Source organism: Streptomyces sp. SKN60 (assembly GCF_026236535.1).
Classification (GTDB): Bacteria; Actinomycetota; Actinomycetes; order Streptomycetales; family Streptomycetaceae; genus Streptomyces.
This window is the reverse complement of sequence record NZ_JAHTMW010000013.1, coordinates 156,302-175,582: the sequence shown is the minus strand read 5'-3', so window position 1 is coordinate 175,582 and position 19,281 is coordinate 156,302. Positions and strand designations below refer to the sequence as shown.

15 protein-coding genes are annotated in these 19,281 nt (G+C 73.0%); 8 read left to right on the top strand and 7 right to left on the bottom strand.

The genetic code is table 11. The annotated features are described in order from the left end of the window. Positions 1-16 precede the first annotated feature (16 nt). Positions 17-550, bottom strand: coding sequence for a GNAT family N-acetyltransferase (locus KV205_RS22780; RefSeq protein ID WP_265866398.1), 534 nt, complete (start codon positions 548-550; stop codon positions 17-19). A gap of 122 nt (positions 551-672) precedes the next feature. Here KV205_RS22780 and KV205_RS22775 point away from each other — a divergent pair, with 122 nt between their 5' ends. The 4 genes from KV205_RS22775 to KV205_RS22760 all read left to right on the top strand — a co-directional run bounded on the left by KV205_RS22775 (position 673) and on the right by KV205_RS22760 (position 5,289). After that, on the top strand, positions 673-939 hold the full coding sequence (locus tag KV205_RS22775) for a DUF4229 domain-containing protein (protein ID WP_265866397.1): 267 nt from the start codon (positions 673-675) through the stop codon (positions 937-939). 292 nt (positions 940-1,231) lie between these two features. Next, positions 1,232-2,611, top strand: coding sequence for a dicarboxylate/amino acid:cation symporter (locus tag KV205_RS22770; protein ID WP_374214714.1), 1,380 nt, complete (start codon positions 1,232-1,234; stop codon positions 2,609-2,611). A 119-nt stretch (positions 2,612-2,730) separates the two neighbouring features. After that, a complete protein-coding gene (locus KV205_RS22765) occupies positions 2,731-3,339 on the top strand; it encodes a TetR/AcrR family transcriptional regulator (RefSeq protein WP_265866498.1) in 609 nt (202 codons plus the stop codon). A 51-nt stretch (positions 3,340-3,390) separates the two neighbouring features. Continuing rightward, complete coding sequence (locus KV205_RS22760; protein WP_374214713.1) at positions 3,391-5,289, top strand: long-chain fatty acid--CoA ligase; 1,899 nt, start codon at positions 3,391-3,393, stop codon at positions 5,287-5,289. Between the two features lie 2 nt (positions 5,290-5,291). On the opposite strand, the gene KV205_RS22755 is transcribed toward KV205_RS22760, so the two are convergent. The 4 genes from KV205_RS22755 to KV205_RS22740 form a co-directional block, all read right to left on the bottom strand. Further along, entirely contained in the window at positions 5,292-5,960 is a 669-nt protein-coding gene (locus KV205_RS22755; RefSeq protein ID WP_374214712.1) for a pyridoxal 5'-phosphate synthase, read from the bottom strand. A 51-nt stretch (positions 5,961-6,011) separates the two neighbouring features. After that, positions 6,012-9,416, bottom strand: a complete 3,405-nt coding sequence (locus KV205_RS22750) for a hypothetical protein (RefSeq protein ID WP_265866394.1) — start codon at positions 9,414-9,416, stop codon at positions 6,012-6,014. A 114-nt stretch (positions 9,417-9,530) separates the two neighbouring features. Next, positions 9,531-10,802 carry an FAD-dependent monooxygenase gene (locus tag KV205_RS22745; protein WP_265866393.1) on the bottom strand — a complete coding sequence of 424 codons (1,272 nt, stop codon included), beginning with the start codon at positions 10,800-10,802 and terminating at the stop codon, positions 9,531-9,533. Between the two features lie 112 nt (positions 10,803-10,914). Further along, entirely contained in the window at positions 10,915-12,084 is a 1,170-nt protein-coding gene (locus tag KV205_RS22740; protein WP_265866392.1) for an acetyl-CoA acetyltransferase, read from the bottom strand. Between the two features lie 113 nt (positions 12,085-12,197). On the opposite strand from KV205_RS22740, the gene KV205_RS22735 reads away from it, so the two are divergent. Beyond that, positions 12,198-13,499 (top strand): acyl-CoA dehydrogenase family protein, encoded by a 1,302-nt coding sequence (locus KV205_RS22735; RefSeq protein ID WP_265866391.1) that lies wholly within the window; start codon positions 12,198-12,200, stop codon positions 13,497-13,499. Beyond that, positions 13,499-13,981: a nitroreductase family deazaflavin-dependent oxidoreductase gene (locus tag KV205_RS22730; RefSeq protein ID WP_265866390.1), complete on the top strand. Its 483-nt coding sequence runs from the start codon at positions 13,499-13,501 to the stop codon at positions 13,979-13,981. Before KV205_RS22735 ends, KV205_RS22730 begins: the two co-directional genes overlap by 1 nt. A 143-nt stretch (positions 13,982-14,124) precedes the next feature. Here KV205_RS22730 and KV205_RS22725 read toward each other — a convergent pair whose 3' ends face one another. Beyond that, positions 14,125-14,772, bottom strand: coding sequence for a TetR family transcriptional regulator (locus KV205_RS22725; RefSeq protein ID WP_265866389.1), 648 nt, complete (start codon positions 14,770-14,772; stop codon positions 14,125-14,127). Between the two features lie 301 nt (positions 14,773-15,073). Here KV205_RS22725 and KV205_RS22720 point away from each other — a divergent pair, with 301 nt between their 5' ends. Both KV205_RS22720 and KV205_RS22715 read left to right on the top strand, forming a co-directional pair. After that, positions 15,074-15,985, top strand: coding sequence for a VOC family protein (locus tag KV205_RS22720; RefSeq protein WP_265866388.1), 912 nt, complete (start codon positions 15,074-15,076; stop codon positions 15,983-15,985). Positions 15,986-16,066: 81 nt separating this feature from the next. Next, positions 16,067-18,538, top strand: a complete 2,472-nt coding sequence (locus KV205_RS22715) for a PQQ-binding-like beta-propeller repeat protein (RefSeq protein ID WP_265866387.1) — start codon at positions 16,067-16,069, stop codon at positions 18,536-18,538. Between the two features lie 50 nt (positions 18,539-18,588). On the opposite strand, the gene KV205_RS22710 is transcribed toward KV205_RS22715, so the two are convergent. Next, positions 18,589-19,182 (bottom strand): hypothetical protein, encoded by a 594-nt coding sequence (locus KV205_RS22710; RefSeq protein WP_265866386.1) that lies wholly within the window; start codon positions 19,180-19,182, stop codon positions 18,589-18,591. Positions 19,183-19,281 lie beyond the last annotated feature (99 nt).

The following is a 19,281-nucleotide window of genomic DNA, read 5'->3' as shown; positions in this document are numbered from 1 at the left end:
ACGCTTCCGGCGGGCGTCACGTCAGCTGGAGCAGCATGATGATGTCGTCGCGGTCGTCGCCCGGGGCCACCCGGATGGCGGCCGGGACGCGTCCGACCTCCTTGTAGCCGGCCCGCGCGTAGAAGGCGTCGACGCCGGTGCCGCCCCGGCAGGTGAGCCGGATCGCCTCGACGTGCTCGAAGCCCTCGCCGGTCCGGGCGGCCTCCTCGACCGCCGCCATGAGGTCGAGCCCGTACCCCTTGCCCTGGTGCTTCGGGTGCACCATCACCGTGTACAGCCACACCCAGTGCCGCATCAGCGGGTGCCCGTTGGACGTGTAGAAGGCGGTCGCGGCGACCTCGCCGTCCGCGTCCCGGCCGACGAGCAGCCGCGTGCCGCCGTCGGCCATCCCGACCAGGTGCTTGAGCAGCGCGGGCCGGATCTCCTCCGGCGTCACGGGCGGGACGAAGCCGACGGCGCCGCCCGCGTTGGACACGTCCGCCCAGAGGGCGAGGACGCCGTCGCGCAGCGCGCGGTCGACGGCGGGATCCAACTCAAAGGTAAGGGTCATAGATGGAGATTATCCCTTACGGATGGGTCACTCAAGGGGACGTGACCGGACCCGCTCCCGGGCCGGGCCCGGTCGCGTGCTTCACTGGAGGGACGCTCGTCCGGTATGGGAGGGACACGCACATGCTCCGCTACACCCTGATGCGCCTCGGCATCTTCGCCGGCAGCTTCCTGGCGCTGTGGGGCCTGGTCTACGTCGGCGTGCTGCCGCGCGGCCTCGGCGACTCCAACTTCCTCTGGGTCCTGCTGCTCTCGCTCGTCGTCTCCGCGCCGCTCAGCTTCGTGCTGCTGCGCAAGCAGCGGGACGACATGAGCGTCCAGATCGTCGAGAAGGTGGACCGGGCGAAGAGCCGCCTGGAGTCCAACCGCTCGGCGGAGGACGCCGCGTAAAGACTGCGTAAGCAGCATCACATATCCGCCCCTGGCGGGAGCTTCGAAGGCTCCGGTCAGGGGTTTTCTGCGTTCCGAAGGCTGAGACGGCCTCTGGCCTCAGGCCATCTCAAAGAACTGCTTTGAGGTTCTCAAAGTACAGGTGTTAACGTTCTCGCCATGACAGCCGCAGTGCGCCTCCTCCAGGACCCGAGCACCCCGCTCGTGGCGCGCCTGCATGTCGATCTGTGCCGCTGTATGTCCGCGGTCTGTTGCCGCGCCTTCTGATCCGGCATCATGCAGCGGCCCGCGCGTGAGCGCGTGTGTGCCGCACCCCCGTCCCGTATTCCCCGATACGCACCAGTGGAGTGTGCCCGTGTCCGCGTCTTCCGCGCGTATACCCAAGGTCCCGTTCTGGGCCCAGATCGTCGCCGGTCTCGTCATCGGCGTCCTGCTCGGCTGGCTCGCCCGCAGCCAGGACGTCGACTGGCTCAAGGAGACCCTGAGCCAGGTCGGCGGCATCTTCGTCCAGCTGCTCAAGCTGGCCGTCGCCCCGCTCGTCTTCTTCGCGATCCTCGTCTCGATCACCAACCTGCGGAAGGTCAACAACGCGGCCCGCCTCGCCGCGCAGACCCTCGTCTGGTTCATGATCACCTCGCTGATCGCGGTCGCCATCGGCCTCGCGATCGGCCTGATCACCAACCCGGGGGCCGGCACCGGCCTCACCCCGAAGGACGGCAAGCTCCCCGAGCACCAGGGCAGCTGGATCGACTTCCTCACCGGCATCGTCCCGACGGACGTCATCACGCCGTTCACCGAGCTGAACGTCCTGCAGATCGTCTTCATGGCCGCCGTCGCCGGCATCGCCGCCCTCAAGCTCGGCGCCAAGGCCCAGCCGATCCTCACCCTCTCCGAGTCCGTCCTGGAGCTGCTCCAGAAGGCCCTGTGGTGGGTCATCCGGCTCGCCCCGATCGGCACCGCCGGCCTCATCGGCCGCGCCATCGTGAACTACGGCTGGGACCTCATCGGCAAGTACGCCACCTTCACCGCCGACGTCTACATCGGCTGCGCCCTGGTCCTCTTCGGCGTCTACCCGCTGCTCCTCGCGACCGTCGCCAAGCTCAACCCGATCCAGTTCTACAAGGGCGCCTGGCCGGCCATCCAGCTGGCCTTCGTCTCCCGCTCCTCGGTCGGCACCATGCCGGTCACCCAGCGGGTCACCGAGCGCCTCGGCGTCCCGAAGGAGTACGCCTCCTTCTCCGTGCCGTTCGGCGCCACCACCAAGATGGACGGCTGCGCCGCGATCTACCCGGCGCTCGCCGCGATCTTCATCGCGCAGATCTTCGACGTCCAGCTGGGTGTCAAGGAGTACCTGCTCATCGCCTTCGTCTCGGTCATCGGCTCGGCGGCCACCGCCGGCCTCACCGGCGCGACGGTCATGCTCACCCTGACCCTGTCCACCCTCGGCCTCCCGCTGGAGGGCGTCGGCCTCCTCATGGCGATCGACCCGATCCTGGACATGATGCGCACCGCGACCAACGTGGCCGGCCAGGCGCTGGTCCCGGTCCTCGTCTCCGCCCGCGAGAAGATCCTGGACCTCGCCGCCTACGAGTCCGCCTCGGCCTCCCCGGTCGACGACCTGGTGGACGCCCCCGCGGCCGAGCAGAAGACCCCGGTCGCCGCTGCCGCCTGATCCCGGCATCGTACGGACGAACGTCGTGAGGCCCGTTCCCCCTCGGGGGCGCGGGCCTCGCGCGTGCCCGCGCCCGTATCCGTACCCGTAGGGTGGCCGGTGTGGCGGGGACGAGGAGGCTGCCGCGCGAGGTGCGCGAGCGGCAGATGATGGACGCGGCGGTGCTGACCTTCGGGCGGCGGGGGTACCAGGCGGCGTCGATGGACGAGATCGCGGAGCTCGCGGGGGTGTCCAAGCCGCTGGTCTATCTCTATCTGCACTCCAAGGAAGAGCTGTTCACCGCGTGCATCCGGCGCGAGTCCGAGGCGCTGCTGCGGGTGGTGGCCGGCGCCGTGGAGGGCGACGGGCCGGCCGAGGAGCGGCTGTGGGCCGGGGTGCTCGCCTTCTTCACGCACACCGCCGGACACCCCGACGCCTGGGCGGTGCTGAGCCGGCAGGCGCGGGCGCAGGGCGAGCCGTTCGCGACCGAGGCCGAGCGGATGCGGGACCGGATCATCGCGTACGTGGCGGAGCTCGTCGCGGCGGCCGCGCAGGAGCCGTGCGATGCCGAGGGGATCGCGCAGGCGCTGGTGGGGGCGGCGGAGTCGCTGGCGAACTGGGCCAACGGGCGGGCCGGGGTGTCGTCCGGGGTGTCGCCGGAGCGGGCGGCCGAGACGCTGATGGGGCTGGTGTGGCGGGGCCTTGCCGACCTGGCGCCGGATCTGTCCAAAACCCTTTCCACGCCCTAGATTTACTCGGAAGTAAGGTTACTGTCCGGTTCTCCCCCTGAGGAGCCGCACGTGCCCGTCACCGAGCCGCCGCACGGGCCCACGCCCGCGCCGCCAACCGAGCCTCAGCCCGAGCTGGTCCGCGTCGACGGCGTCGTGCGGGAGGCCGCCGTACCCGCGCTCGTGCCGCCGCCGCGCCGCGGCTCCCTCGCCGACCTGCCGTACGAGACCGCGCGCGACGAACCCACCGCCGCGCTCTTCTCCCGCAAGGGCCCCGACGGCACCTGGACCGACGTCACCGCCGCCGCCTTCGCCGCCGAGGTGCACTCCGTCGCCCGCGGGCTCGTCGCCCAGGGCCTGCGCCCCGGCGACCGGCTCGCCCTGATGGCCCGGACCCGCTACGAGTGGACCCTGCTCGACTTCGCCGCCTGGGCCGCCGGACTCGTCACCGTCCCGCTCTACCCCACCTCCTCGGCCTACCAGATCCGCTGGATCCTTCAGGACTCCGGCGCCGCCGCCTGCGTCGTCGAGGACGCCGCCCAGGCCCGCCTGGTCTCGAACGAACGCCGTCAGCTGCCCTCCCTCGGGCACCTCTGGGTGCTCGACACCGGCGCCGTCGACCAGCTCCGCAAGGCCGGCGCACGGGTCGCCGACGAGGCCGTCACCGCCCGCCGCGGACTGCTCACCCCGCAGACCCTCGCCACCCTCGTCTACACCTCCGGCACCACCGGCCGCCCCAAGGGCTGCGCCCTCACCCACGCCAACTTCTTCGCCGAGGTCGACAACGCGGTCGCGCTCCTCCACCCGGTGTTCCGATCGGCGACCAAAGAGCCTGCCTCCACTCTGCTCTTCCTGCCGCTCTCGCATGTCTTCGGCCGGATGGTCGCCGTCGGCTGCGTCCGCGCCCGGGTACGGGTCGGGCACGCGCCGAGCGTCGAGGGCGACGAACTCCTCGCCGACCTCGCCACCTTCCGGCCCACCTTCCTCCTCGCCATCCCCTACGTCCTGGAGAAGGTCTTCCACACCGCCCGCGCCACCGCCGAACGCGCCGGGCGCGCCGCCGCCTTCGACCGCGCCGCCACGATCGCCGAACGCTACGGCCGGAGCACGGCCGCCGCCGCCCGCCCCACCCTCGGACTGCGCGCCGCCCACGCCCTCTACGAACCGCTCGTCTACAAGCGGGTCCGGGCCGCGCTCGGCGGCCGCGTCCGGCACATCATCAGCGGCGGCTCGTCGCTCGGCGCCCGGCTCGCCGAGTTCTACTCCGGCGCGGGCATCGAGGTGTACGAGGGGTACGGCCTGACGGAGACCACCGCCGCCGCCACCGTCACCCCACTCCACGGCCCCCGCCCCGGCACCGTCGGCCGCCCGCTGCCCGGCACCGCCGTACGGATCGCCCGCGACGGCGAGATCTGGCTCAAGGGCGGGCACATCTTCGCCGGCTACTGGGACGCCCAGCGCGGGGTCGCCCTGCCGTACACCGACGACGGCTGGTTCCCCACCGGCGACCTCGGCGCCCTCGACGACGAGGGCCATCTGCGGATCACCGGCCGCAAGAAGGACATGCTCGTCACCTCCGCCGGCAAGAACGTGGCCCCCGCCCCGCTGGAGGACTGGCTGCGCGCCCACCCGCTGGTCGCCCAGTGCATGGTCCTGGGCGACGACCGCCCGTACGTCTCGGCGCTCGTCACCCTGGACCACGAGGGCCTGCTCCACTGGCGCCGGATGCGCCACAAGGACCACCTGGCGCTGTGGGAACTCGCCCGCGACCCCGAGCTCCTCGCCGTGGTCCAGCGCGGCGTCGACGACGCCAACCGCCTGGTCTCGCGGGCGGAGTCGATCCGCGCCTTCCGGATCCTTTCCACCGAGTGGACGGAGGCGAGCGGCCATCTGACGCCGTCGCTGAAGCTGAAACGGCGGGCGGTGCTGCGGGACTTCGCGAAGGAGATCGAGGAGATGTACCCCAAGTAGCGCTAGGGCCAGAGGAGTTCGCGCGTCCAGCCGGAGTCCCCGGGGCGGCGGCGATAGCGGAGCCGGATGTGCCGGCGCCGCTCGTCGCCCTGGAAGAACTCGACCTCCACGGGCTCCACCACGTACAGCGTCCAGCTCTCCGCGTGCGCCTCCGGCTCCCGCTGCGCCCGCTCCCAGGCCGCCTCGCTCGCCCCGGCCAGCTCGTCGAGCGAGCCGAGGGGTTCGCTCTGGTGCCCCACGAGCGCGGAGGCGAGCGCCCCGGTGGTCCGGGCGTGCAGATCCGCGTACGCCTCCTCGGCCGTCCCGGTCACCACCCGGCCCCGCACCCGCACCTGGCGGCCCTGCACGGGCCAGTAGAAGGTGAGCGCCGCCTCGGGCCGGGCGGCCAGCTGGCGGCCCTTGGCGCTGCCCGCGTGCGAGGCGAAGTGCCAGCCGCGCGCGTCCGCCCCGTGCAGCATCACGATGCGGGCGTCCGGCCGCCCCTCGCCGTCCACGGTGGCGAGCGCCATCGTGTGCGGCTCGACCGCGCCGGCCTCGACCGCCCCAGTGAACCACCCGTGGAAGAGCGCGACCGGCTCCTCCGGCACGTCCGCCGGATCGAAGCCGGGCAGCTCGGTGTCCCAGACCCGCACGGACCGCAGGGCCTCCTGAAAACGCCGTTCGTCGTCCATGGCGTCCATCATGAGGCCCTGCGGTGCCGCGTTATGCGATCAGGCGGTGGATCAGTCGGTGTAGAAGCCGGTCACGTCGGCGATGAGGTCGACGGTCCCGCTGTGGTTGTAGAAGGTGATCTTGCCGTCCTTGACCGGGACGACGACCCCGTTGGGCACGGTCTGCCCGGCGACGAAGTTGAGGTTCGACGCGGCGGGGCGGGCGGTGCCGTACGGGTAGACGGACACGAAGCTGGTGGCCGTCGGGTTGGTCGCGGTCACGTTCAGGACGACGGCCTTGTACTTGGTCCCGACGGTGAGCGTGACGGTCCCGCCCGCGCCGATCTTGGCCTTCGGCACGCCGGTGCCGTAACGGGTGTCCATCAGGCGCTTCGGCTGCATGCCGGTGAAGACGGCACCGGAGCCCTGCTTGAAGTACCCGGCGACGTCACCGATGAGGTCGACGGAGCCGGACCGGTTGTAGAAGGTGACCTTCCCGTCCTTGACCGGGACCACGACCATGTTGGGCACGGTCTGCCCGGCCGCGAAGTTGACGCTGGACACCTCGGGCCGGGTGGTCCCGTAGGGGTACGCGGAGACGAAGCTCGCCGAAGTCCCGTTGGTCGCCGTCAGGTTGAGGGCGACGGCGGTGACGCCGGGCTCGGCGACGGTGAGCGTCACCGTCTGCCCCGCGCCGACCTTGGCCTTCGGCACGCCGATCCCCGTGCGGGTGTCCATCAGGCGCTTCGGGGCGACCGGCTCGTAGGAGGAACCGGCCGTGCCCTCCTGGTAGAAGCCGGCGACGTCGGCCAGCAGGTCGACCGAGCCGTTCTTGTTGTACAGCTCGACCCAGCCGTTGACGACCGGGACGGTCACCAGGTTGGCCACCGTCTGCCCGGCCTTGAAGTTGAGGCTGGAGGCCGCCGTCCGCTGCGTCTCGTACGGGTAGACGGACACGAAGCTGTCCGCCGTGGCGTTGGTCGCGGTCACGTTGAGCACCACCGAGGTGAGCCCCTCGGCGGGCACCCCGGCCTGGCCGGCCACCTTGAACAGCACGGTGCCGTTCGGCCCGACCTTCGCCTTCGGCGCGCCGAGCCCGGAACGGGTGTCCAGGAGGCGGGCGGGGGTGACCGGCGTGAAGGTGCCGGGCAGGGTGGTGAGCGAGCTGCCGGTGACGTTGAACGCGCCGCTGAGGCCCTGGGGAGCCGTGCCGTCCAGCGGACGGGCGATCAGCTCCCAGCGGTACTGGCTGGACTCGACGGCGCGGCCCTTGGTGTCCTTGCCGTCCCACTGGACGCGGACGGCCGCGCCGTCGCCGCGGGCGCCGGTGAGGGTGCGGACGCCCTCGCCGTTGCCCTTGGAGATGCGCAGCTCCCAGGAGCCGACCGGCTTGGAGAAGCGGAACACCGGGGACCAGGTGGCGGGCGCGGGCTCGACGCCGGTGCCCTCGAAGCCCAGGTCCTCGACGGAGTGCACGAGCTGCGCGAGCGGGGCGCGGGGCCCGTCGATCCGCTTGACGTGGATCTCGTTCTTCGCGTCGACGAAGGCGACGTCACCGCCGAAGCGGTCCACGGTCCAGGTCTCCCGGCGGCCGGAGCCGGCCGCCGAGGCGGGCAGGTCCGCGAAGTCCGTGGTCTCGCCGGTGGCCGCGTCGGTGCGGCGCAGCTTGTCGCCCTCGTGACGGACGACGAAGCCGTCGCCGAGCAGGGCCTCGCCGGTGGGCACGGCCACGCTCTTCTTCAGCGCGATGTCGTAGACACCGGCCTTGTCCGCGCCGCAGGCCCAGTAGAGCCAGTTTCCGACGGCCTGGAGCTCGGTGGGCCGGCAGTTCGTGGCGGAGTCCAGGTCGACGGCGGCGGAGGTCGTCTTCGTCTTCAGGTCGTAGGCGTTGACCTGGCCGGCCGTGGCGGTGGGCTTCCAGACCTTCGAGCCCCACAGGGCGGCGGAGGAGTCGGGGAGCGGGAGCACCACGTCCGAGGTGTCGGTGTAGTTCTCCAGATCGGCGACGAACGTGCCCTCGGAGCCGGTGGCCAGGACGTAACGGCCGGAGGTGTCGGTGATCTTGTGGCCGGTCTGGCTCGACGGCACGTCGGCCGTGCGGAAGGTGCTGGTGGTGATCGGCGAGCGGAGCTGGCTGCCGGTGGAGTACACCGACTCGCCGTCGCCCAGTGACGCGAGGCCGCCGAAGGTCTGGCCGAGGTTGGCGCGCAGCTTGGGCGCGGTCGCCGTGGGCGTGCTCGTCAGGCTGGTGTCGGAGTCGTAGATGCCCGATCCCGGTCCGGCCTGGGCGTTGGCCCGGAAGCTCAGCCGGCCGCCGCCGAGCGCCAGGTCGGTGACCTTCGCGGAGACCGGAGGAATGTCGCGGACCTTGGTGATCTGCGGCGTGCCGTCGGCGCCGACGGTGACGCGCTGGAGGGCCCAGTCGGTCGCGCTGGTGCCGCCGACGGCGAGGAGGCTGCCGTCGGGGGCGGTGGCGAGCTCGGTCGCGGCGTGCGGCAGGAGGTCCTTGACCTCGCCGCTGCCGATGTGGACGGCCTGGAGCTTCTCGCCGGCGACGTACGGCTGCTTGTAGCCGGGCACGGGCCGGGTGATCACGATCCAGTCGCCGACCGTGCCGAATGGTCCGAGCCCGAGGGAGTCGCCGGGATCCGGCATCGGGGTCGTGACCTGCTCCGCCGCGGGGTCGGTGCGCGGGGTGCTCACCACGGTGTCGTCGTACAGGTTGTGCTGGACGATGTGCGTGGCGCCGAGGTAGGGCTCCACCGCCTCGTCGCCGACCGGCGCCCGCGTGAGCGTGGCGGTGGCGTAGTCCAGCAGGTACGTGACGGGGAACTCGTCGCCCTCGCGGTAGAAGCGCAGCAGCGCGCCCTTCGCGTCCTGGGCGACGAGGTCCAGGCTGCCCTGGAAGACCTCGTTCAGACCGGTCACCGGGGTCGCGGTCTGCTTGCCGTCCTCGATGCGGAGCAGCTGCACCGAGACGATGCCGTGGTTCTCGTCGCGGCCGGCGGAGACGACGGTGTCGGCGTTGTACGCGCCGGTCCACTCGTTGTTGTTCGGGAGGACGACGTCGACGCGGGTGTCGCCGGTGGCGAGGTCGGTGACCTTGACGCGGTCGCCCGGCGCGTTCGGGTCCACCTCCTCCACGGCGTGGAGGCCGGAGTGGCCCTCGGTGGCCTGCGCCTGGGTGATCGGCTTGTCGGTGCCGGTGGCGAAGTCCGTCCAGGCCCAGCCGGCCGAGCCCTCCTGCTTGTGGGCGTAGCCGGCGGCACCGGCCTGGCCCAGGTCCTCGCCGCGCGGCAGGAAGCGACCCGGGTTCGGGACCACGACCTCGTCCGTGGCGGTCGTCGCGGCCGGGGCCGCCGGCGCGGCGGTGGCCGGGGCCGTCGTGGCGGCGCAGAGGCCGGCCGCGATGCCGAAGGTGGTCGCGACGGCGAGCGCTTTCTTCCGGTTCGCGCGGGCGCGCGTGCTCTTGCTCAAGAGATTCCCCTCCCATGGAGCGGGGGCCGGTGCGCCGCCCCCTGCGGCGGACCCCGCTCGAAGGCGTGATCGTAACAAGAGGGTCCGACAGGGGGAAGAGGATTTCGAACCCGTTCAAACTGCTGTGGCCGACGCGGGCGTCATCCCGGCCGCCGCGGCGGGCGCCGCCCCGTACTCCTTCAGCGGCACCGCGTTCGCCGCCCTCTGGATGTCGTCGCGGATCTTCTTCGCGATCAGGTTCTTCCACGGGGTCTTCGGCAGGGTCCGCACCATGAACATCCGCAGCGCGATCTTCCAACGCGAGGACACCGCCATCTCCTTGGCGAAGGACGCCGCGAACCTCTGGTTCAGTTCCACGCCCGGCCGCATCACGCGCTCGTACGCCGCGAAGGCGCGCTCGTGGTCGCCGCCGGCCGCCGCGAGTTCGCCGGCGAGGACGTAGGCGCCGGTGAGGGCGAGGCCGGTGCCCTGGCCGGAGGCGGGGGAGGCGCAGTGGGCGGCGTCGCCGAGGAGGACGACCCGGCCGCGCGACCAGCGGTCCATCCGGATCAGGGCGATCGAGTCGAAGTAGAAGTCCTCCGCGCCGGCCGCGTCCGCGAGCAGCGCCGGGATCTCCCAGTCGTCGCCCGCGAAGGCCTCGGTGAGCAGCCGCTGCTGGGCGGCGGAATCGCGGTGGTCGTAGGGGAGTTCGGCGGGGGAGGCGAAGACGAAGCAGTTCTTGGCGGTGCCGGCCTGCTCGCCGGCCGTCGCGTAGACGGAGACCAGCTTGTGCGGGCGGGCGTGGTAGGTCTCCCAGCGGGTCAGGCCGAGCCGGTTGGGCGCGGAGAAGATGGAGATGTACGCGCCGAGGTGCTGCCTGAACCGCCGCTCCTCGCCGAAGACGAGCCGCCGGGTGTGCGAGTGCAGGCCGTCCGCGCCGACCACCAGGTCGAAGCGGCGGACGGTGCCGGAGTCGAAGGTGACGGTGACCCCGCCCCCGTCCGCGTCTTCCGTCAGGCTCGCGATCGAGTCGCCGAAGAGGTACTCGACGTCGTCGCGGGTGCGCTCGTACAGGATCCGGGCCAGGTCGCCGCGCATGATCTCGTCGTCACCCTCCTCCCGGCCGCCGAAGATCTCGGCCGGCAGCTCGCCGATCGTGCGGCCGCGGGAGTCGACGTACGAGCCGCCCGCCATGTCCGTGGAGCGGGCCCGCACCTCGTCCAGGATGCCCATCCGTGCGCAGATCTCGATGGCGCCGCCGCGCAGGTCGACCTTGTAGCCGCCGGTGCGCAGGGCGGGGGCCTTCTCGACGACGGTGGGGGCGAACCCGTAGCGGTGCAGCCAGAGGGCGAGGGCGGGGCCGGCGATCGAGGCGCCGGAGATGAGGACGGTCTTGGCAGAGCTCACGAGAGGACTCCTTGTCGGGTGGTGCGGGGTCGCTTCCGGCCCCGCACAGGCGACTATACGGATGTCCTACACATCTGTCTATGACGGTTGTATAGATCCGAGGGGTGGGCGGTCAGCCCCGGCCCAGGACCACCGTTCCCGAGGAGCAGAACCAGCCCCCCGTCCCCGACGCCACCGCCAGCTCCGGCAGCGAGCCGTCCGGCCGCCGCACCTGCAACCCCGGTGCCTCGCCGCGCAGTTGGCGTACCGCCTCGACCAGCAGGAAGAGGCCGCGCATCCCGGGGTGGCAGGCGGACAGGCCCCCGCCGTCCGTGTTCACCGACACCCGCCGGTCCTTCTCGGCGACGTACGCCCCGCCCTCGCCCTTCGCGCAGAAACCCAGGTCCTCCAGGGTCACCAGGGTCATGTAGGTGAAGGCGTCGTAGATCTCGGCGACATCGACATCGGCCGGGCTCACGCCCGCGCGCTCGAAGGCCAGCCGGCCGCTGACCGCCGCCGGGGAGACGGTGAAGTCCGCCCACTCCGACATCGTGGTGTGCGAGACGTGCTCGCCGGTGCCGAGGACCCACACCGGCGCCTTCGCCGTGTCCGGTACGTACTCCTCCGCCGCGAGCAGCACCGCGCAGCCGCCGTCGCTGCGGATGCAGCAGTGCAGCTTGGTGAAGGGGTCCGCGATCATCGGGCCGTCGAGCACGTCGTCGACCGTGATCGGGTCGCGGAACATCGCCTCCGGGTTGAGCGCCGCGTTCGCCCGCGCCTGGACGGCGACCTCCGCGAGCTGTTCGAGCGTCGTGCCGTACTCGTGCATGTGGCGGCGCGCGGCCATCGCGTACTTGGCGATCAGGCTGTGCCCGTACGGCACTTCGAACTGCAGCGGGCCGCGCGCGCCGAACGAGAGGTTGCCGGTGCGGCGGCGCGCCCTGATGTCGGCGCGGGCGGTGGAGCCGTAGACGAGCAGGACGGCGTTGGCGTGCCCGGCGGCGATGGCGTCGGCGGCGTGCGCCGCCATGACCTCCCAGGTGGCGCCGCCCACCGAGGTGGAGTCCACCCAGCGCGGCCGCAGGCCCAGGTATTCGGCGACCTCCACCGGGGCGAGGGTGCCGAGGCCCGCCGAGGCGAGGCCGTCGATCACGGAGCGGTCCAGGCCGCTGTCGGCGAGCGCGCGGCGGGCGGCCTGGGCGTGCAGGGCGTAGGGCGTGGCCTCGTCGACCCGGCCGACGTCGGAGAGGGATATGCCGACGACGGCGACGCGACGACGGCGGTCCGTTGAGGTGGTGGGCATGGATCTGACGGTACATCAGATTCGGCTCGATCCGGAGGTCCCGGCGGTCTGTGCTTCTGTCCCGCGCGGCTCTAGCATGACGGCCCGTCAGATACGGAGGGGAGCCCCAGCCCATGGACAGCGCCGCCGCCACCGACCCCGACACGGACCCCGGCCCCGGTCCCGGCCCCGGCACCGGAGGCATTCTCGGAACCGGCACCGACCCCGGCGCCGACCCCGGCACCGACCCCGGCACCGGCACCGAAGAGCAGCTGGAGATCCGGCGCACCCTGCGCGAGCTCCTCGCCAAACGCGCCGGACCCGCCGACGTCCGGGCCGCCGTCGCCACCCCCGAGGGATACGACACCGGGCTCTGGGCCACCCTGGCCGGCACCCTCGGCCTTCCCGGCCTCGCCCTCCCGGCCGCGTACGGCGGAGTCGGCTGCGGCCCCGCCGAACTCGCCCTCGCCTGCGAGGAGACCGGCCGCGTCCTCGCCCCCACCCCGCTGCTCGCCACCGCCGTCCTCGCCGCCCCGCTCGTCGCCGCCCTCGGCACCGAGGCACAGCGCGCCGCGCTGCTGCCCCGGATCGCCGACGGCACCCTGACCTGCGCCCTCGCCCTGCCCGGCGGCTCCCTCCCGCTCGCCCTCGGCCTCACCGGCGACAACACCGGCACGCCCTGGGCGGGCGGCGGCCGCGCCGGCGGCATCCAGGCCGTCCCCGCACCGGACGGCGAGGGCTGGACCCTGTACGGCGAGGCCGGTCACGTCCTCGACGGACACAGCGCCGGACTGCTCCTGGTCGCCGCCCACGCCGGCGGCTTCCCGCGCAGCCGTACGCTGCTCTTCCTCGTACCGGAGGACGCGGACGGGCTCGTACGGCACCGGGAACCCACCCTCGATCTCACCCGCTCCCAGGCGACCGTCCAACTGCGGGACGTGCGAGCCGAGTTGCTGGGGGAGGAGCCGCTCGACGTGCCCGGCGCGCTCGCCGCCGCCGGGCGGGGGGCCGCCGTCATGCTCGCCGCCGAGGCCGTCGGAGCCGCCCGCGGCGCCCTCGACCGGACCGTCGAACACGCCGCCACCCGCGAACAGTTCGGCCGCCCCATCGGCTCCTTCCAGGCGGTCAAGCACCGGCTCGCCGACCTGCTCGTCCAGATCGAGTCGGCGCGCTCGCTCACGCGCTGCGCGGCGACGGACGGTGACGGCGTCTCCGCCGCGCTCGCCCTCGCCCAGGCCCTGGACGCCCAGCGGGCGGCCGCCGCCGAGACGATCCAACTGCACGGCGGCATCGGCATCACCTGGGAACACGACGCCCATCTGTACTTCAAGCGGGCGACCGCCGACGAACTCCTCTTCGGCCCGGCGGTACGGCTCCGGGCGCGGGCCGCCGAACGCGGCGGACTCTTCGGCGCGACCCCCGGAGAGGTGGCCTGATGCCCGTCGGACTGCGCATGCTGCAGAAGGTCTCCTCGACCCGCGCCTTCGCGAAGGTCGCGCCCCGCTTCATCCCCGCCATGGACCGCGCCGTGCACCGGCTCACCGGCGGAAAAGTGCTGCTCAGCGCCCGTATGCTGCCCGGCGTGGTGCTCACCGCCAAGGGTGCGAAGAGCGGACAGCCGCGCGTCACCCCGCTCGCCTGCATGCCCGAGCCGGGCGGCAGCTGGCTGCTCGTCGGCTCCAACTTCGGCCGCCCCGGCCACCCCGCCTGGACCGCCAACCTGCTCGCCCACCCGGACGCCGAGATCAGCTGGCGCGGCGAGAGCCTCCCCGTACGGGCCAGACTGCTCACCGGCGACGAACGCGCCGAGGCCTGGCGGGCGGCGCTCGTCTTCTGGCCGCCCTACGCCACGTACCAGGCGCGGATCGAGCGCGAGATCCGCCTCTTCCGGCTGACCCGGACCCCGGGCGGGGACTGACCGGGGCTGACCGGGCTGACCGGGCTGACCGGGGCCGAACAAACGCCGGCGGCGGCCTCCCGTACGGAACAGGTACGGGCGGGACCGCCGCCGGCGCGACAGGACGGGTGAAGGGAGCAGCGGGGCGCTCCCGGGGCACGGGGTTACTTCGTCGGCTTCTTGCCCGTGATCCCCAGGTGCACCAACAGAGCGAGGTTCGGCTTGAGTTCGGCCTGCTTCACGCCCCAGGTCTGGAAGCCCTTCTGGTGGCCGGCGACCGCCGCCAGCATCGCCACCAGCGAGCCCGCCATCGCCGCGGGGCTGACGTCCTTGTCGACCTTGCCCTTCGACTGGAGCTCCTTCACCGCGTCCGTGAGGGAGTTGGTGACCGAGTTCAGGATCTTCATGCGGATCTTGTAGAACCGCTTGTCGCCCTCCGCGGCCCCGAGGTCCACCACCCGCAGGATCGCGTCGTGCTTGCGCCAGAAGTCGAGGAATCCCTCGACCAGCTCCTCGGAGGTCTGCCAGCCGGCCTTGCCGACCCAGGACCGCCCGGAGACCAGTTCGGTCAACCCGGCGCCCTCCTTGGCCATTTCCTCCGCGATCTCGAGGACGGCACCCTCGACGTCAGGGAAGTACTGGTAGAACGTCGCGGGCGAAGTGCCCGCCTTCCGGGCCACGTCGATGACCTTGACGTCCCGGTAGGGCGAGGAGCTGAGCATCTCACCGAGGCAGTCGAGCAGCTTCTGCCGCGTCGCCTGGCCGCGTCGTCCGGCCACGCGGCCGTCGACGGTGCGTACTTGTCCTGTCATGCCGTCAGCTTACCGAGGGGTGATCGACGCGCGATTCGGCCGACTGCAAATGGGGTGCACCCCCTCTGACGGGCCGCTGAGCGGGCCTTCGGGCGGGGCCTCCGGGGGGGGGCGGGGAGGGGTCTCCGGAGCCCGCGCGGAGGGGTCCGAGCGCGAGCGCGCACCTCATAAGGCTTATTAACAGGCTGTGGACAACTTCGGTGGACAACCCAAGCAGGACAAGGGCTCCGGCGCCTGAATGGGCACAATCGTTCGCTTTCGGGCGCGTGCGCGGCCGCCCGGGCCGACCCATTCTGGTGGCATGGCCGTATTCGCACAGGGCACCCCCTGCTGGGTGGACGCGCAGCTTCCCGACCTCGAAGGGGGGAAGCGCTTCTACGGTGAGCTCTTCGGCTGGAGCTTCGACGCCTCGCGGGACGAGGCGCTGCTGAACGGGCGGCGGGTGGCCGGGCTCGTGCCCAAGCGGGACGGGCGGATGCCGACCACCTGGACCGTGTATCTGGCCGCCGACGACGCCGGGGCGCTGGCCGCCCGGGTGAAGGCGGCCGGCGGGCGGATGGTGATGGAGCCGTACCCCGTCGGGCCCTTCGGGGTGCTCGCGCTCGCCGCCGACCCCGGCGGAGCGGTCTTCGGGCTGCGGCAGGCCGGCGACGCCGACGGCTTCGAGGTGACCGGCGAGCCCGGGTCCTTCTGCTGGCTGGAGGTGTACACCCGGCAGCCCGAGGCGGTCGACACCTTCTACGCGAGCGTCTTCGGCTGGCTCGGCCGCCAGGTCGACCCCGCCGCGGAGGGCCGCGCCGAGGGCTTCGACTACCGCGTGTGGTCGCCGCCCGGCTCCCGTCCCGGCGACGACACCGCCTTCGGCGGCCGCGCCGTGATCACCGACGCCTTCCCGGCCGAGATGCCCGGCCATGTGCTCGTCTACTTCGCCGTCCACGACTGCGACGAGGCCTGCGCCACCGCCGTCCGCCTCGGCGGCCGCGTCGCCGAAGGCCCCGTCGACACCCCCTACGGCCGCATCGCCGTCCTCCACGACAACCAGGGCGCCCGCTTCGCCGTCCTGGCCGAGCCAATCGCCGAGCCAATCGCCGAGCCGACCGCCGAGTCAATCGCCGAACCCGCTGCCGAGCCCGACCCGGCAGACCGGGAGGAATCGGACGCGACGCGCGGCGACACGCCCGCCACCCCGGCCTCCGACACGCCTCCGAAATGAGATAGGACACCCCGATCCGCCCCCGGGTTCGCAACCACCGCCCCGGACAGGAACAATCAGGGGCCACGGGGCCGTAATCTCATGGCCCTACGGGGAGGTGGCAGGCAAGTGGAGCAGCTGACGCAGCACGACCCGAGAAGGATCGGGCCCTTCGAGGTGCTGGGCCGGCTCGGCGCGGGCGGAATGGGTCTCGTGTATCTCGCGCGCTCGGCGTCCGGGCGGCGCGTGGCGATCAAGACCGTGCGGACGGAGCTCGCCGAGGACCAGCTGTTCCGGGTCCGCTTCACGCGTGAGGTCGAGGCCGCCCGCGCGGTCTCCGGCTTCTACACGGCGGCCGTCGTCGACGCCGACCCGCGTGCCGCCGTGCCGTGGCTCGCGACCGCGTACGTGCCGGCGCCCTCCCTCGAAGAGATAGTGAACGAGTGCGGGCCGCTCCCGGCCCAGGCGGTGCGCTGGCTCGCGGCCGGTGTCGCCGAGGCCCTGCAGTCCATCCACGGCGCCGGGCTCGTCCACCGCGACCTCAAGCCGTCCAACGTCCTCGTCGTCGAGGACGGCCCCCGGGTGATCGACTTCGGCATCGCGTCGGGCGTCTCGAACACGCGCCTGACCATGACCAACGTCGCCGTCGGCACCCCCGCCTACATGTCGCCCGAGCAGGCCCGCGACTCGCGCAGCGTCACCGGTGCCAGCGATGTCTTCTCGCTCGGCTCCATGCTGGTCTTCGCGGCCACCGGGCACGCGCCGTTCCACGGTGCGAACCCGGTCGAGACCGTGTTCATGCTGCTGCGCGAGGGCCCGGACCTGGAGGGGCTGCCGGACGAGCTGCGGCCGCTGATCGACGCCTGCATGCAGATGGACGTCGCCCAGCGCCCCACCCCGGCCGATCTGCAGGCGATGCTCGCCCCGCACCTCTTCGGGTCGGGCGAGGACGACAGCGGCACCGCCGCGGCCTGGCTGCCGCAGAGTGCCGTCGCCATGATCGAGACCCGCCGCGGCGGCCGGCCCGCCCCGCAGGTCCCGGCGCAGCCGCCGATGCCGCCGCGCCCGCCGCGCGCCCCCGACGGGCAGGGCGGCGGCGACCCGCGCTTCCCGGGCGGCCGGCACGCCGGTCCGGCCGGCGACCCCGCGCCGTCGCCCGCGCCCGTGTCCGTACAGGCGTCGGCGTCGGCGTCCGATCCCGGTCCGGTACGGCTCGCCGGCGCCGCCGTGCCGATCGGTCCCGGCCCGCGGGTGGCCGACACCCGGGCCGCCGTCCGGGTCGGCCCGGGCTCCTCGCCCGACACGGCCACCGGCTGGATCCGGCCGCCCGGCGGCGCGAACGGCGCCGAGCCCGGCCCGCCGCCCGGCTCCCGCCCGCTCGCGGGGCCCGGGCCCGCCGCCCGTACCCCGGAGACCGGCGCCACCCAGGCGCCCGAGGCGCCCGGCCACTGGCGGCCGTGGCGGTTCCGGATGTCGAACGACGTGTGGGGCACCCCCGTGGTCGATGGCGACCTGCTCTACGTGACCTCCTTCGAGGTGCACGCCCTGGACACGGCGAGCGGCCGGCGCCAGTTCAAGACCCGTGACGTCGCCTGGTCGATGGCGGTGTCCGGGGGCCGGATCCACGCCTCCGACGGCCCGACGCTGTACGCGCTCGACGCGCACGACGGCGGCGAGCGCTGGCGGCTGCACACGGACTCCTGGGTGTACTCCCTCCAGGTGGACCGGGGCACCGTCGTCACCGGCACCCGCGGCGGCGGCGTCCAGGCCTGGGAGGCCTCCAACGGCGCCAAGCTGTGGGAGCTCACCGGCGCCCAGACCGACTTCGAGACGCCGGAGGGCGGCCCGGCGGTGCACGGCGACACCGTGTACGTGTGGCGGGACGCCCGGCTGGCCGCGCTCGACGCCCGTACGGGCACGGAACGCTGGTCGTACCCGATCGGCGACGCCGCCTCCTGCGCCCATGTGCCGGTGCGGCTCGCCCCGGCCGAGGACGGCTGCGTCTACGTGGCGGCCGGCACCCGGGTGCTGTGCGTGGACATCGCGAGCGGCCATGTCCGCTGGCACTTCGAGGCGCCGGCCGTGTTCCTGTCGCCGCCCGCGTTCGCGCCCGGCCCGGCGGTCACCGGCGGCGGGGTGTACCTCGCCGACCACCTCGGCACGGTGTACGCGCTCGACGCCACGACCGGCAAGGACCGCTGGCGGATCGCCACCGAGCAGCGCCAGTCGACCGAGCCGGTGCTCGTCGCCGCGGGCAACGTGCACGTCGGCAGCGGCAGCGCGCTCTACACCCTGGACGCGGTCACCGGCACCCCGAAGTGGCGGTTCGCGGCGGGCGGCGAGCTGATCGGCGCCCCCGTGGTCGCCGACGGCCGGGTGCACTTCGGCTCCGCCGACCACGTGCTCTACACGCTGGACGCGAGCGGCGGCCAGCTGCGCTGGAAGCTGGCGACCGGCGGCGAGATCACCGGCTCGCCGGTGGCCCGCAACGGTGTCGTGTACGCGTGCAGCAAGGACCGCTGCGTGTACGCGCTCGACGCGGTGAAGGGCACGGCGACCAACCGGGGCGCGTAGCCCGTACGGAAGGCCTAGGGCCTGTCCGGTGGATCAGGGTCGGACAGGCCCTAGGCCCGGTGCTCCGGGGGCGGCGGTGTCTCGTCGCGCCCCGGGTCCCACGGCACGTCGGAGGAGGGCTCCGGGGCCTGCTCCGGCGGCGGAGGCGGGGTGTCGTACGTCTGGGTCGGCGGGCCGTCGAGGGTCGGGTGCGTGGGTACGTGAGGCTGGTCGACCCGGGTGGCGTGCGGTTTCGGGCGCCCCGACATGACGACCGCGCCGAGAAGCAGCAGGAAGCCGCCGCCGAGCGCGTTCGCGACGCCGTCGCCGAGGCCGCGCCCGTCGGAGCCGACGGTGAGTCCGCCCTGGGCCTGGCCGACCCGGACCATCCACAGGATGGTGAAACCGAGCACGACGAAGCCGGCGAGGGCGACCAGCCAGCGGAGGCGGAAGACGACCCCGGCGAGGGTGAGCACGGCGGCGAAGGCGAAGGGCAGCAGGATCGAGCCGATGACCTCGGCCTTGGCGTCGGTGATGCCGGCGAAGAGGTCCTCGATCGGGTAGTCGCGCCCGTGACGGCCGTCGTACCAGGCACGGAAGGGGCTCCAGACGGCGGCCGTCGCTCCGGCGAGGGCCAGGACGGAGCCGATGATGTTGCGGATCACCGATCGGCCTCCCTTGGTCCGGCTCTCGCTGTCGACGCTACGCCGGGTGCCTGGGCCCCGCCATGCGGCGCCGGGCGCCCGGTGCGGCGGTGCGGCGCT

What these genes read in the sequence shown, in the direction of transcription:
- KV205_RS22780 (WP_265866398.1), bottom strand. Translation starts at nt 550, where the DNA reads ATGACCCTTACCTTTGAGTTGGATCCCGCCGTCGACCGCGCGCTGCGC.
- KV205_RS22775 (WP_265866397.1), top strand. Translation starts at nt 673, where the DNA reads ATGCTCCGCTACACCCTGATGCGCCTCGGCATCTTCGCCGGCAGCTTC.
- KV205_RS22755 (WP_374214712.1), bottom strand. Translation starts at nt 5,960, where the DNA reads ATGGACGACGAACGGCGTTTTCAGGAGGCCCTGCGGTCCGTGCGGGTC.
- KV205_RS22740 (WP_265866392.1), bottom strand. Translation starts at nt 12,084, where the DNA reads ATGCCCACCACCTCAACGGACCGCCGTCGTCGCGTCGCCGTCGTCGGC.
- KV205_RS22735 (WP_265866391.1), top strand. Translation starts at nt 12,198, where the DNA reads ATGGACAGCGCCGCCGCCACCGACCCCGACACGGACCCCGGCCCCGGT.
- KV205_RS22730 (WP_265866390.1), top strand. Translation starts at nt 13,499, where the DNA reads ATGCCCGTCGGACTGCGCATGCTGCAGAAGGTCTCCTCGACCCGCGCC.
- KV205_RS22725 (WP_265866389.1), bottom strand. Translation starts at nt 14,772, where the DNA reads ATGACAGGACAAGTACGCACCGTCGACGGCCGCGTGGCCGGACGACGC.
- KV205_RS22720 (WP_265866388.1), top strand. Translation starts at nt 15,074, where the DNA reads ATGGCCGTATTCGCACAGGGCACCCCCTGCTGGGTGGACGCGCAGCTT.
- KV205_RS22715 (WP_265866387.1), top strand. Translation starts at nt 16,067, where the DNA reads ATGGCCCTACGGGGAGGTGGCAGGCAAGTGGAGCAGCTGACGCAGCAC.